This window comes from Amycolatopsis sp. NBC_00348 (genome assembly GCF_036114655.1).
Taxonomy (GTDB): domain Bacteria; phylum Actinomycetota; class Actinomycetes; order Mycobacteriales; family Pseudonocardiaceae; genus Amycolatopsis.
This window is the reverse complement of record NZ_CP107994.1, coordinates 6,138,493-6,152,007: the sequence shown is the minus strand read 5'-3', so window position 1 is coordinate 6,152,007 and position 13,515 is coordinate 6,138,493. Positions and strand designations below refer to the sequence as shown.

Below are 13,515 nucleotides of genomic sequence, written 5' to 3'. Positions count from 1 at the left end.
TTGCGCCACCGACGCAACCGCCTCCGTCAAAGTCATTCAGCCCAGATCACCCGAAGGCAGGCCCCCACCCTCCACTGGGGGGCGTGCCCTGCTCCAGTCTATCGGTGGGGCACGACGGGAAGCCGTGATCCGGGCGGGAAGACGAGGGTTGTCCACACCCTGATCGAGTGGGGACAACTGCGTCACTCCGACTCCAGGTCGCCCTCCAAGGACAGGTAGACCTCGCGCATTTGGGCCAGTAGCTCGGGGTCCGGCTCCTCCCACAGGCCGCGGTCCGCGGCCTCGTTCAAGCGCTCCACGATTCCGCGTAGCGCCCATGGGTTCGCCTTGCGCAGGAACTCCTGGTTCGTCTCGTCCAGGACGTACGTCTCGGTCAGCTTCTCGTACATCCAGTCGCCGACCACGCCCGCCGTTGCGTCGAAGCCGAAGAGGTAGTCGACCGTGGCCGCCAGCTCGAATGCGCCCTTGTAGCCGTGACGCCTCATGGCCGCCAGCCAGCGGGGGTTCACCACGCGGGCGCGGAACACGCGCGCCGTCTCCTCGCCCAGGGTGCGGGTGCGGACCGCGTCCGGGGTGGTGCTGTCGCCCACGTAGGACGCCGGGGCCGTTCCGGTCAGGGCGCGGACCGTGGCGATCATGCCGCCGTGGTACTGGAAGTAGTCGTCCGAGTCGGCGATGTCGTGCTCGCGGGTGTCGGTGTTCTTGGCCGCCACCACGATCCGCTTGTACGAGCTTTCCATGTCCTCGCGCGCCGGGCGGCCGTCCAGGTCGCGGCCGTACGCGAAACCGCCCCAGACCGCGTACACCTCGGCCAGGTCCTTGTCGTCGCGCCAGTTGCCGGACTCCATCAGCGGCAGCAGGCCGGCGCCGTACGCGCCCGGCTTCGAGCCGAAGATCCGGGTCGTCGCGCGCCGCGTGTCGCCGTGCGTCGCCACGTCGGCGTCGACGTGTGCTCGCACGAAGTTCTCCGCAGGGGGTTCGTCCAGGCCGGCTACCAGCCGGACCGCGTCGTCCATCATCGTGATGACGTGCGGGAACGCGTCGCGGAAGAAGCCGCTGATGCGGATCGTGACGTCGATGCGCGGGCGGCCCAGCTCGGCCAGGGGAATCGCCTCGATGCCGGTGACGCGCCGTGACGCCTCGTCCCACACCGGCTGGACGCCCAGCAGCGCCAGGACCTCCGCGGCGTCGTCGCCGGACGTGCGCATCGCCGACGTGCCCCACACCGACAGCCCGACCGAACGCGGCCAGTCGCCGGTGTCCTCGCGGTAGCGGCGCAGCAGCGAGTCGGCCAGCGCCTGGCCGGTCTCCCAGGCCAGCCGGCTCGGGATGGCCTTCGGGTCGACCGTGTAGAAGTTCCGGCCGGTCGGCAGCACGTTGACCAGCCCGCGCAACGGCGACCCGCTCGGCCCGGCCGGGATGTAGCCGCCGTCCAGCGCGTGCAGGATCGCGTCCAGCTCGCCCGCGGTCGCGGCCAGCCGCGGCACGATCTCGTTCGCCGCGAACTCCAGGATCAGCCGGACCTGCTCGTCCGGGCCGCCCAGCTTGTCGTCGATGATGCCGCGCACCGCCGTGACGTCCCAGGAGCGCCACTCCATCGCCTCGATCAGCGAGCGCGCCGTCTTCTCGATCTTGTCCACTTCGGACGTCGGCGCGTCGGAGTTCTCCTTGAGGCCCAACGCCGACCGCAGCCCGGGGATCGCGCCCTGCTTGCCGCCCCAGATCTGCTGGGCGCGCAGCATCGCGAGCACCAGGTTGACGCGCGCCTCGCCGGTGGGCGCGGCGCCGAGGATGTGCAGGCCGTCGCGGATCTGGGCGTCCTTGACCTCGCACAGCCAGCCGTCGATGTGCAGCAGGAAGTCGTCGAACTCCGCGTCGTGCGGGCGCTGCTCGACGCCGAGGTCGTGGTCCAGCTTCGCGGCCTGGATGAGCGTCCAGATCTGCGCGCGCACCGCGGGCAGCTTGGCCGGGTCCATCGCCGCGATGTTCGCGTGCTCGTCGAGCAGCTGCTCCAGTCGCGCCATGTCGCCGTACGACTCGGCGCGCGCCATCGGCGGGATCAGGTGGTCGACGATCGTCGCGTGCGCCCGCCGTTTCGCCTGCGCGCCCTCGCCCGGGTCGTTGATCAGGAACGGGTAGATCAGCGGCAGGTTCCCTAGCACGGCGTCGGGCGCGCACGACGCCGAGAGCCCGGCCGTCTTGCCCGGCAGCCATTCGAGGGACCCGTGCTTGCCCAGGTGGACGACGGCGTGCGCGCCGAACTCCTCCTCCAGCCAGCGGTAGGCGGCCAGGTAGTGGTGGCTCGGCGGCAGGTCCGGGTTGTGGTAGATCGCGACGGGGTTCTCGCCGAACCCGCGCGGCGGCTGGATCATGATGATGACGTTGCCGCTCTGCAGCGACGCCAGCACGATGTCGCCGTTGTCGACGTACAGCTCGCCGGGCGCCGGACCCCAGTGCCCTTCGACGCCTTCGCGCAGCTCCGCGGGCAGCGCGTCGAACCACTCCTGGTAGCGCGCGGCGGGCACCCGGATCGGGTTGCCGGCCAGCTGCTCCTCGGTGAGCCACTCCGGGTCCTGGCCGCCGGCGGCGATCAGCGCGTGGATCAGGGCGTCACCGTCGGGCTGGTCGGTGCCGGTGGGCTCGACGCCCGGGAACGCGTCCGCGCCCAGGTCGTAGCCCAGATCGCGCATCCGCCGCAGCAGCTCGATGACCGACGCGGGCGTGTCCAGCCCGACCGCGTTGCCGACGCGGGAGTGCTTCGTCGGGTACGCGGACAGCATCAGCGCAATGCGCCGCTCCGGAGCGGGCGTGTGCCGGAGACGCGCGTGCGCCAGGGCGATCTTCGCGACGCGGGACGCGCGCTCGGCGTCCGGGATGTACCGCGGCAGCCCGTCTTCGTCGAGCTCCTTGAACGAGAACGGCACGGTGATCAGCCGGCCGTCGAACTCCGGGACGGCCATCTGGTTGCCCGCGTCCAGCGGGGAGAGGCCTTCGTCGCTCGCCGCCCACGTCTCGCGGTCGCTGGTCAGGCACAGCGCCTGCAGGATCGGGACGTCGAGCGCGGCCATCTCGGCGACGTCCCACGCCTCGTCGTCGCCCCCGGCGCCGACCTCGGACGGCTTCGTGCCGCCCGCCGCGAGCACCGTGACCAGCAGCGCGTCGACCTTGCCCAGCTCGGTCATCATCGCCGGCTCGCGCGTCCGCAGCGACGCCGTGTAGACCGGCAGCGCGCGCCCGCCCGCGGCCTCGATCCGGTCGGCGAGGGTGTGCACGAACGCCGTGTTCCCGGACAGGTGGTGCGCGCGGTAGTAGAGGATCCCGATGACCGGGCCGTCCGTGTGCGAAGGAGGCCGCTCGAGGATGCCCCAGCCGGGCTGCACGGCGGGCGGCTCGAAGCCGTCGCCGGTCAGCAGGAGCGTGTCGGAGAGGAACCGGTGCAGCTGCGTGAGGTTCGCCGGGCCGCCCTGCGCGAGGTAGGCGTGAGCCTCGGCGGCGATGCCCGCCGGGACGTTCGAGAGCTTCATCAGCTCGGCGTCCGGCGTCTGCTCCCCGCCCAGGACGACGACGTGCGCGCCCGAGGAGAGCAGCGTGTCGAGGCCCTCCTGCCAGCTCCGCGGGGTGCCGAGGATGCGGACGACCACGATGCGCACGCCGTCGAGCAGGCCCGGCAGCTCGGCGACGTCGAGCCGCGAGGGGTTCGCCAGCCGGAACTCGCCTTCGCACGAACGCGCGCTGAGCAGATCGGTGTCCGAAGTGGACAGAAGCAGGATCACGAGGTTCCTCCTCGGGGTCCGCGCCCCGGGTAGACGGGCGCGCCGGCCGGAGTTCCTGGCTTCCCGGAGAGCGGGCTCTCCGGTGACAGTGGCGGGACCGCCCCGGACTCTCACCGGGTTCCTCCACCTGCCGACGCGTGGGTATCGGACTCACTCTCCGGTGCGCCCGGGCGTGGCGTCAAGGTGACGTGCACGGCTACCGGGTCGGTAGCCTGGTGGCCGGGCTACAGGATCGGGGTAGGGCCACGGTGGATTCCTTCCTCCACGACTTCACCGACGCGCAGTCGAGCCGCCACCCGTACCGCGTGCCGACCGCGGCGGAACTCCGGACCGCCGAAACGGGGTTCGCCGCGTTCCTCGACCGGCGGCCGCACAACCTCGCCGAGCTGGGATTTTCCGTCGAGGACGACACCCTGGTCGTGCAGGAGCCCGGCACCGAACGCGCGTGGGGGCTCTACGTCGTCGACCGGTCCGCGCCGCCCTCGCTGGTCGTCGAGGTACCGCACGCCTCCTCCGACCTGCGGACCGAACGGCTCGGCCTGGCCCTCTTCCGGGAGACGCCCGGGGCCGTGCTCGTGGTCGGGGGCGCGCACCGCCGCCGGGAGGACCCCGCGCACGAGACCCGCAGCGTCTTCCACGTCGTGACGACGCTGCTCGCCCGGCGCGGCCTGCCGCAGGTGCAGCTCCACGGCTTCGGCGACGCCACCCTGACCTCGGCCGACGTCGTGCTCTCGGCCGGCGCGGCCGAGGCCGGCGACGCGGCCCGCCGGGCGGCGGACCGGCTCACCGCCGACGGCTTCCGCGTCTGCCGGGCCTGGGCCGAGCCCTGCCGGGGCCTGGCCGGCACCACGAACGTGCAGAGCCAGGCCGCCGCGGGCACGCCGTTCCTGCACGTCGAGCTCAGCCGCACGGTCCGCGAGACCCGCCGCGCCGACGTCGTCCGCGCGCTGGTGGACGCCGACCTCCGCAAGCCTTAGGCGGACCGCTCTCCCAGCCGCGGGAACGGCTTCGTCGAGAACAGGACCTCGACGTTGACCTCGAAGAAGTCCGCGATCCGCAGGGCCAGGTAGAGGCTCGGGCTGTACTCGCCGCGCTCGAGGTAGCCGATCGTCTGGTAGTGCACGCCCAGCGCGTCGGCCAGCTCGCGGCGCGAGATCGACCGCTCCGCGCGCAGCATCGCGATCCGGTTGTAGACGACCTCGCTCATGACTCACCCCACACGCTGCATGGCCTTCTCCCGCCTTTCGGCCACCGACGAACCCGACTCGCGCCGCGCCATGCGGCGGAGCAGGACCGGGGCCAGGGCCAATCCGATCACGGACCACGCGACGAGCACGGCGAGGGTCGGCAGCGGCCGCCACGAATGGCCGATCTCGGCGACGACCGCGCTGTCCGGCAGCAACGCCGAGCGCATGCCGAGCCCCAGCCAGTACATCGGGAACACCTGCGCGATGCCCTGGACCCAGACCGGCAGCGCGATCACCGGGTAGAAGATCCCGGAGATCGCGCCCAGCCCCATGACCGGCAGCACGATCAGCCCCGTCGACCGCGGGCTGCTGATCAGCGAACCCAGCGCCGCCCCGATCGGCAGGGTCGCGAACAGCCCGAGCACCAGCACGCCCAGCAGGTGCAGGTAGGACCAGAGGCCGTCGGGCGCCAGCGACGGGTACAGGAACAGGCACGGGATCAGGACCACCAGCAGCGACGCCCCCTGCCCGAGCGACAGCGTCGTGGTCTTCCCGATCAGGTAGCCGAGCATGCCGTTCGGTGTCGCCTTCGCCCGCAGCAGCGTGCCGTCCTCGCGGTCGATGACCAGGTAGCTCGCCGCGCCGGTGAGCCCGGTGAACACGATCCCGGCGCCGAGCACGCCGGGCACGGTCGCCGCGCCGAGGGAGAACCCGGTGCCGGGCACCGTGGCGTCGCGCATGAAGAACACCACGCCGAGGAAGAGCGCGGCGAAGACGATCTGGCCGAAGACGTCCTCGCGGTTGGTCCAGGTCTGCTTGAACTCGATCCAGCCGCGGGCCAGCCCGGCCCGCACCGCGACGGTGTTCATCGCGCACCCGCTTCCTGGAGGCCGAGTTCCGTCTCGCCGTCGGTTTCGGCGCGGTGGACGAGTGTCATGTAGGTGTCCTCCAGCGACGCGCGGCGGACTTCGAGGTCCGCCACCGCCTCGCCGTGCTGCTTGAACAGGTCGTGGACGTACTTCGTGGCCTCGGTCGTCGAGTGGACGAAGTGCCGGCCGTCGATCGTCCAGCGGACCTCGGCCTCGCCGGCGATCTGCCGGCTCAGCGCGTCGGCCGAGCCGTCGGCGATGATCCGGCCGCCGTTGAGGATGAGGATCCGGTCGGCCAGCTTCTCGGCTTCGTCGAGGTCGTGCGTGGTCAGCAGGATCGTGGTGTCGAGCTCGTCGGACAGCCGGTGCACCAGGTCGTGGAACTCGCGCCGGGCCTCCGGGTCGAAGCCCGCGGTGGGCTCGTCGAGGAAGAGCAGCTCCGGACGGCCGACGATGCCGATCGCGACGTCGAGCCGCCGCCGCTGGCCACCCGAGAGGCTCTTGATCTTCTTGTGCGCGTGGTCGGTGAGCCCGACCGCCGCGATCAGCTCGTCGGCGTCCCACGGCCGCGTGCACGCCGGTGTCGAGTACGGCGCGTAGTACCGGCCGAGGTGGGCGAGCAGTTCGCGGACGCGCCACTTCCCGTGGTCGCGCCAGGACTGGAGCACGACCCCCAGGCGTGCCCGCCAGTCCTCGCCGCCGTGGGCCGGGTCGACGCCCAGCACGCTCACCTCGCCGGCCGACCGCATCCGGAAGCCCTCGAGGATCTCGATCGTCGTGGTCTTGCCCGCGCCGTTCGGCCCGAGCAGGCACACGACCTCGCCCCGGTACGCCTCGAACCCGACGCCGTGCAGGACGTCGTTCGCGCCGTAGCGCATCCGCAGCCCGCTCGCGCGGACCACGGGATCCGCTGGATCTCTCATGACCTGACCCCCATCCGACTGATGCGATCGAATGTAGCACACCTGCTACATTCGGTCGGACTTGTGGGGTATCCGGAACTTGACCGGCGGTCATCCGGTTCGCGGTGCATGGGAACTTGGCTGGGGCTGGCCCTTCCGGGCGGCGTGGTGATCCTGCTGGTCATGGCCGCGATCGAGCTGCGGCCGCGCAAGAGCGGCTCGCGGTTCAAGGCGCGGCTGTCCGCGACCTACGTCGAAGAGACCACCGCGTTCCTCTACGGCACCAAGCGGCGTGAGCTGGAACACCGGGAAACGATGTCCATGCTCGTCGAGCAGGACGCCGACGGCGCGCCTCCCCGGCGTGACGTGGACCTGGACGCCGGAACGGCCGTGCTGCGCCCGCGTCCGGCCGCGGAGGAGCCCGCGAACCGCGAGTTACAGTGACCTCATGCCGACCCCCGCGCGTGTGCGAGCCGACGCGTGCCCCGGTGTTTTCGCCACCCACGACGCCGCGGACGGCCCGTTGGCGCGGGTCCGGCTGCCCGGGGGTGCGGTTTCCGCCGTGCAGCTGCGGGCGCTGGCCGACTGCGCCGAAGCGTGCGGCGACGGCGACCTCCACCTCACCTCGCGCGGCAACGTCCAGCTGCGCGGGGTGACCCGGCCCGGCCTCGCGGGCCGGCTGGCCGACGCGGGCCTGCTGCCGTCGCCGTCGCACGAGCGGGTCCGGAACGTCCTGGCCTCGCCGCTGAGCGGCCTGACCGGCGGGCTCGCCGACGTCCGCGGGCTGGCGGCCGCGCTCGACGCCGTCCTGTGCGCGACGCCGGAGCTGGCGTCGCTGCCCGGGCGGTTCCTCTTCGCGTTCGACGACGGACGCGGTGACGTCGCCGGCGAAGGCGCCGACGTCTGCTGGCGCGCGACCGGCCCCTCCGAAGGAACCCTGCTGCTCGCGGGCGGCGACACCGGGCGTCGGGTGACTCGCGCTGACGCCGTCTCGACGCTGATCGACGTCGCGCTGGAGTTCCTCCGGGTGCGCGGATCCGCCTGGCGCGTCGCCGAGCTCGACGACCCGGCGTGGCGCGGGGCGCCGGTGCCGCCGGTGCCGCGGGTCGACGTCCAGGTCCCGGTCGGGATGCTCTCCGCGTCCGCCGCGGGGGTGGTCCCGCGGTTCGGGCAGCTGTCGGCCGCGCAGGCCCGCGCGCTGGCTTCCTGCGGGCAGGCACTGGTCACGCCGTGGAAGTCCGTGGTGCTGCCGGACGCGCCCGCCGACGTCTTCGAACGGCTCGGCTTCGGCGGCGAGCCGCTGGGCACGAGCGCGTGCATCGGCCGTCCGGGCTGCGCGAAGTCGCGCGCCGACGTCCGCGCCGACGCCGTGTTCCGGCCCGGGCTGCGCGCGCACTTCTCGGGTTGTGAGCGGCGGTGCGGGAAGCCGTCGCAGTCCACTGTGGACGTTGTCGCCGAAGCGGGCGGCTACCGGGTCGACGGCCGGTGGGTGCCGTTCGAAGAGCTGAAAGGAACGCTGTGATCGACTACCTGCGGGACGGTGCCGAAATCTACCGGCACTCGTTCGCCACGATCCGCGAGGAAGCGGACCTGGCGATCCTGCCCGACGACGTGGCCGGCCTGGCGGTCCGGATGATCCACGCCTGCGGCATGGTCGATCTGGTCGACGACGTGCGGTACACCCTCGACGTCGTCGAGTCCGGCCGCGCCGCGCTGGAGGCGGGCGCGCCGATCCTGTGCGACGCGCAGATGATCGCCAGCGGCGTCACCCGGCGTCGCCTCCCCGCGGGCAACGAAGTCGTCTGCACGCTGTCGGACCCCAGCGTGCCCGGCCTCGCCGAGCGGATGGGTACGACGCGCTCGGCCGCGGCGCTGGAACTGTGGCGCGACAGGCTGCCGGGTTCGGTCGTGGCGATCGGCAACGCGCCGACCGCGCTGTTCCGCCTGCTGGAGATCCTGGACGAAGGCGTCGGCGCGCCCGCGGCGATCATCGGCGTGCCGGTCGGGTTCGTCGGCGCGGCGGAGTCCAAAGTGGAGCTGGCGAAGCGGGCACCCGCGCCGTACCTGGTGGTGCACGGACGGCGTGGCGGCAGCGCGATGGCCGTCGCCGCGATCAACGCGTTGGCGAGCACCGAAGAATGACCGGCACGCTGTACGGCGTCGGGCTCGGTCCCGGCGACCCGGAACTCATGACGGTCAAGGCCGCGCGGCTGATCTCGGAAGCCGCGGTGATCGCCTACCACAGCGCGCGGCACGGCCGGAGCATCGCGCGGTCGGTGGCCGAGCCGTACTTGCGTGAGGGACAGATCGAGGAGAAGCTCGTCTACCCGGTCACGACCGAGACCACGGACCATCCCGGCGGCTACGAAGGCGCGATCGCGGACTTCTACGAGCTGAGCGCGAAGCGGCTCGCCGAGCACCTGGACGCGGGCCGCGACGTCGTCGTGCTCTGCGAAGGCGACCCGTTCTTCTACGGCTCGTACATGTACATGCACGAACGGCTTTCCGGCCGGTTCGCCGCTGTGGTCGTGCCGGGGGTGACGTCGGTGAGCGCGGCGTCGTCGGTGCTCGGCCGCCCGCTGGTCCAGCGCGACGAGGTCCTGACGATCCTGCCGGGCACGCTGCCCGCGCCGGAACTGGCCCGGCGTCTCGCGGACACCGACGCGGCGGCGGTGGTGAAGCTGGGACGCACGTTCGGTTCGGTGCGGGAGGCGCTGGCGGAGGCCGGGAAGCTCGACGACGCGTTCTACATCGAGCGCGCGACGTGGGGGGAGCAGCGGATTTCGCCGTTGGCGGACGTCGATCCTTCGACGGTGCCGTACTTCTCGCTGGCGTTGCTGCCTTCGCCGGCTTACGCGTCTCGGCAGGCTCCTGCGGTTTCGCCGGTTCCTTCGACGGCCGCCGGTGAGGTCGTCGTGGTCGGTCTGGGTCCCGCCGGTCCGGAGTGGCTGACGCCGGAGGCCTTGGCCGAGCTGGAGGCGGCGGAACACATCGTCGGGTACGGCCCGTACGTCGCGCGGGTGCCGCAGAAGGCCGGGCAGCAGCGGCACGCTTCCGGCAACCGGGTCGAGGCGGACCGGGCGGTCGAGGCGTTGTCGTTGGCCGCTTCCGGCGCGCGCGTGGCCGTGGTTTCCTCGGGTGACCCGGGGGTGTTCGCGATGGCGTCGGCGGTGCTGGAGCAGGTGTCTTCGGGCCACGGCGCGGGCGTCCGGGTCCGGATCGTCCCGGGCGTGACGGCGGCCCAGGCGGCGGCGTCCCGGGTCGGCGCGCCGCTGGGGCACGACTACTGCGTGCTCTCGCTGTCGGATCGGTTGAAGCCGTGGGAGATCATCGAGAAGCGCTTGGACGCGGCGGGTGCGGCGGATCTGGTGCTGGCGCTGTACAACCCGGCTTCGCGCACCCGGACGACCCAGCTCGCGGACGCCCGCTCTGTCTTGCTGCGGCACCGCTCGCCGTCGACTCCGGTGGTGGTGGCCCGCGACGTCGGCGGTCCGGAGGAAGACGTCCGCATCACGACGCTGGGTGACCTGAATCCGTCCACTGTGGACATGCGCTGCCTGCTGATCGTCGGCTCCTCCCGCACCCGAGCGGAGAACGGCATCGTCTGGACGCCGCGCAGCTACTGAAGTCCGTGAATGCCACATTGAGAGACCTAGTGTCCCTCGATGTGGCATTCACGGACAACGTCAGCGGGTGGGGTCCTTGCCGTTCGGCTGGCTCGGGCCTGGGCCCGGGGACCACCAGCCGGGGACGGTTTTCTCGCCGTGGATCACCGTCGGGGCGATGCCTTCGGTGAACGGCTCGATCTGCAGCAGCTGGCCCCACGACTGGCTCGGCTGGCCGATCAGGTAGCTGGGGACCTCCGGCTCTTCGGCCAGCTCCTCGAGCCAGCCGATCGGGCCGCCGTTGGTCGAGGACGCCCACTCCGCCTCGTCCGCCAGGCCGCCCGCCGTGATGCGGTACTCCGGGACCTGCGAGATCCCGTCGTGGGACATCACCGGCTGGGCGCACGGGTACACGAACGACGCCGGCCAGTCGATGTACACCGGCTTCGAGCCGATCTTGTCCGTCAACGTCGTGAACGTCGGGACGCGCGGGGCCGACGCCGCGATCCAGCCGTCCTCCGTGAGGTCGTTGTCGACGATGTTGATGCGCAGCGCGTTCGTCTCCTGCGGGAGGTCGCGCAGGTTGATGCGGGTGTCGTTCCAGCCACCCGTGCCCCCGCCCGGCGGGAGCACGAACTGGCTGCGCAGGATCTTCACGCCCTCGGGGGTGTTGACGCCGTAGTCGAGGCTGACCGACGTCGGCCGGCGGGACGCGCCCGCCGTCGCCACCACGACCTGGCCGTCCGCGGGTTTCTCCGTCAGCGCGTACCAGTCGCTGCGCAGGCGGCCCGCGCGCGTCTCGGGGTCGAGGTAGCTCGACCACATCGGCACGTTCTCCGGCGTGAACCCGTGCGGCGGCTCCGCCAGGGGGTCCTTGTCGTCGACCGAGCGGGTGTGGAAGCCGGTCTGGACGCGGCCGTTGTCGCGGTCGGGGTTGGGCAGCGGCGAGTTCTCCGGCGGCTTGGTCTCGTCGGGGACCGTCCGCTGCTCGGACTGCGGGTGCAGGATGCTCGTCGCCGCGTCGCGCTCCACCATGACGTGGTCGGAGAGGTTGCAGCTCTTGCCGAACAGGTGCCCGACGTTCGCCGCGCCCAGGCTGTAGCTGCCGGCCTGGTTGTGGATCGCCCACGCCATCGTGACGAACTCGCCGCCCGCCACCAGGCCGCAGACCACCACCAGCGACAGCGAGCCGAGCCGCAGCGCGCGCAACCGGCCCTCCTGCACCGGTGGCGCGGCGGTGGGCCGGTGCGCGCGGACGTTTTCGACGAACGCGTATATCCCCGCGATCGCGGCCGCCACCAGCAGGATCGTGGACAGCGGGATGCCGCCGATCGACGGCGCCACGTTCGTCCACTGGACGCCGAGGCGCGAGACGAACCAGTACGTGTTCGGCCCGGTCGCGGCCAGCGCGCCGACGACCAGCAGCCCGGCCAGGAACGCGGCGCGGTTGCGTTTGGACCGCAGCACGGTCGAACTGGTCGCGAGCGCCGTCAACGCCGCCATCGACGCTCCGACCGCCGCGAACGCGCCGAAGTGGTGGGTCCACTTCGTCGGCGTCAGGGCCAGGAGCAGGAAGAACAGCGCCGTCGTGCCGATCAGGCGGCGCGCGGGGCCGAGCGACGCGCCCTGGATGCGGCCGCGGCGCAGCAGCATCACCAGGCAGGTGGCGGTGCACAGCACGATCAGCAGCACCGGGAACCGGCGTGGCGCCGAGCCGTCCGGCAGGTCGGCGAACAGCAGCTGGTAGCGCGCGAGCTCCTGGAACCACGACAGGTTCGGGCCGACCTGGGTGCGGATCCGGGTCGCCTCCTGGACCGTCGCGAACGTCTGGTCGGCGAACACCACGACCAGCACCAGCAGCCCCGCCGCGGCGACCGGCGCGAGCACCGGCAGCCAGCCGTTCTCGTTGGCGCGCTGGCGGATCAGCTTGAACAGCGGACGCGCGGCGACCAGGTACGGCGCCACCGCGATCAGCCCGGTCGGCGTCGCGGCCAGGGTGAACCCGGCCGCGGTCAGGCCGAGGCACAGCGGCAGCAGCCGCCGCGTCACCAGGGTGCGTTCGACGGCGCAGATCGCCAGCAGCGAGCCGAGCGCGGCGACCGGTTCGGGCCGGACGCCGTTGTTGTAGGGCATCCACCAGACCAGGAACACCGTCGCCGCGGCCCAGCTGGCCGGGCGGCTGGTGCGGACCTGGGCGCCCAGGCGCGGCATGACCTCGCGGCTGATCAGCAGCCAGCACAGCACGCCGAGCAGGAACGACGGCAGCCGGATCCACGGCGGCACCACGCTGACGTGCGCCATCAGCTCGAACACGTGGTAGAACCAGCCGAACGGCGCCTCGGCGACGCCGAACCAGCGGTGGTAGTTCGTCAGGAACCCGGTCTGCTCGGTGACCCGGGCCATGGTCAGGATGTAGCCGTCGTCCGAGGTCACGGGCCCGATGAAGACCCACGCGCCGAGCGCGGCGATCACCGTGGCGTCCCGCATCGTCAGCCGCCACCAGCCGACCGGCGCCCAGCGCGGGGCGCGGCGGGCGAAGCCCGAGTCGCGGCGCCAGACCGCGATCATGCAGCCGATCAGCGACAGCACGGCCAGCACGCCGACGGTGATCTTCAGCGCGGTCGGCGACGTCTGGTACCGCGTGTCCGGCACGACCGAGACGTGCAGCCCGGCGATCGGGTCCTTGCTCGAGTTGATCGAGGAGTAGATGCCGACCACGCGCGGGCGGACGTCGCCGTCGGCGTGGAACACCGGCGTCCCGGCGACGGCCAAGGTCATCTGCTTCGCGTCGACGTCCAGCTCGACGTCGCACTTCTCGGCCGGCAGCGGTTGCTGGGCGATCTGCTGGCCCTGGCTGGAGGCGATCAGCACCCCGTTGTCGACGCGCAGCTGCATCCCGACGCCCTTGCCGGACTTCGGGTCGGTGCGGCCGTCGGGCACGGTGGCGAACAGGAGGCCGGGGCCGTTCGTGCGGGCGTCGACCGAACGGACGGCCGCGCACGGCAGCTCGGCGCGCAGGTCCTGGGCCCAATACCCGGTCAAGGGCGCGTTGACGGAGCGGGTGTCGCTGCCGGTCGGCCAGACGACCTCCGCCGTGTCCTGCACCACCGGCAGGAAGGGGAAAGCCAGCGCGCACAGGGCCGAGAGCAACCCCAGCGCTACGGCAATCAGACGCATCG

At 72.2% G+C, this 13,515-nt stretch carries 10 protein-coding genes and 1 riboswitch; of the genes, 5 read left to right on the top strand and 5 right to left on the bottom strand.

What is annotated here, in order from left to right:
- Positions 1-182 precede the first annotated feature (182 nt).
- Positions 183-3,773: a cobaltochelatase subunit CobN gene (gene cobN / locus OHS58_RS26515; RefSeq protein WP_328644363.1), complete on the bottom strand. Its 3,591-nt coding sequence runs from the start codon at positions 3,771-3,773 to the stop codon at positions 183-185.
- A gap of 49 nt (positions 3,774-3,822) precedes the next feature.
- A riboswitch (cobalamin riboswitch) is annotated at positions 3,823-3,897 on the bottom strand.
- A gap of 124 nt (positions 3,898-4,021) precedes the next feature.
- Between cobN and OHS58_RS26510 the strand changes: the two genes are divergently transcribed.
- Positions 4,022-4,750 (top strand): hypothetical protein, encoded by a 729-nt coding sequence (locus tag OHS58_RS26510; RefSeq protein WP_328644362.1) that lies wholly within the window; start codon positions 4,022-4,024, stop codon positions 4,748-4,750.
- On the opposite strand, the gene OHS58_RS26505 is transcribed toward OHS58_RS26510, so the two are convergent.
- Genes OHS58_RS26505 through OHS58_RS26495 form a run of 3 tightly spaced genes read right to left on the bottom strand, consistent with a single transcriptional unit; the run spans position 4,747 to position 6,752 of the window.
- The gene (locus OHS58_RS26505; RefSeq protein ID WP_326943654.1) at positions 4,747-4,980 is read right to left on the bottom strand and encodes a helix-turn-helix transcriptional regulator; all 234 of its coding nucleotides are present in this window, start codon (positions 4,978-4,980) and stop codon (positions 4,747-4,749) included. The two genes, OHS58_RS26510 and OHS58_RS26505, sit on opposite strands and share 4 nt — an antisense overlap.
- A 3-nt stretch (positions 4,981-4,983) precedes the next feature.
- A complete protein-coding gene (locus tag OHS58_RS26500) occupies positions 4,984-5,829 on the bottom strand; it encodes an ABC transporter permease (RefSeq protein WP_328644361.1) in 846 nt (281 codons plus the stop codon).
- Positions 5,826-6,752, bottom strand: coding sequence for an ABC transporter ATP-binding protein (locus OHS58_RS26495; protein ID WP_328644360.1), 927 nt, complete (start codon positions 6,750-6,752; stop codon positions 5,826-5,828). The genes OHS58_RS26500 and OHS58_RS26495 overlap by 4 nt, the downstream gene beginning before the upstream one ends.
- A 108-nt stretch (positions 6,753-6,860) precedes the next feature.
- On the opposite strand from OHS58_RS26495, the gene OHS58_RS26490 reads away from it, so the two are divergent.
- The 4 genes from OHS58_RS26490 to OHS58_RS26475 are packed head-to-tail and all read left to right on the top strand — an operon-like array spanning position 6,861 to position 10,357.
- Positions 6,861-7,175, top strand: a complete 315-nt coding sequence (locus OHS58_RS26490; RefSeq protein ID WP_328644359.1) for a DUF6191 domain-containing protein — start codon at positions 6,861-6,863, stop codon at positions 7,173-7,175.
- A 4-nt stretch (positions 7,176-7,179) separates the two neighbouring features.
- Positions 7,180-8,253, top strand: a complete 1,074-nt coding sequence (locus tag OHS58_RS26485; RefSeq protein WP_328644358.1) for a precorrin-3B synthase — start codon at positions 7,180-7,182, stop codon at positions 8,251-8,253.
- Positions 8,250-8,873 carry a precorrin-8X methylmutase gene (locus tag OHS58_RS26480; RefSeq protein ID WP_328644357.1) on the top strand — a complete coding sequence of 208 codons (624 nt, stop codon included), beginning with the start codon at positions 8,250-8,252 and terminating at the stop codon, positions 8,871-8,873. The genes OHS58_RS26485 and OHS58_RS26480 overlap by 4 nt, the downstream gene beginning before the upstream one ends.
- Positions 8,870-10,357, top strand: a complete 1,488-nt coding sequence (locus OHS58_RS26475) for a precorrin-2 C(20)-methyltransferase (RefSeq protein WP_328644356.1) — start codon at positions 8,870-8,872, stop codon at positions 10,355-10,357. Before OHS58_RS26480 ends, OHS58_RS26475 begins: the two co-directional genes overlap by 4 nt.
- Positions 10,358-10,417: 60 nt before the next feature.
- On the opposite strand, the gene OHS58_RS26470 is transcribed toward OHS58_RS26475, so the two are convergent.
- A complete protein-coding gene (locus OHS58_RS26470) occupies positions 10,418-13,513 on the bottom strand; it encodes an arabinosyltransferase domain-containing protein (protein WP_326943647.1) in 3,096 nt (1,031 codons plus the stop codon).
- Between the last annotated feature and the right edge of the window lie 2 nt (positions 13,514-13,515).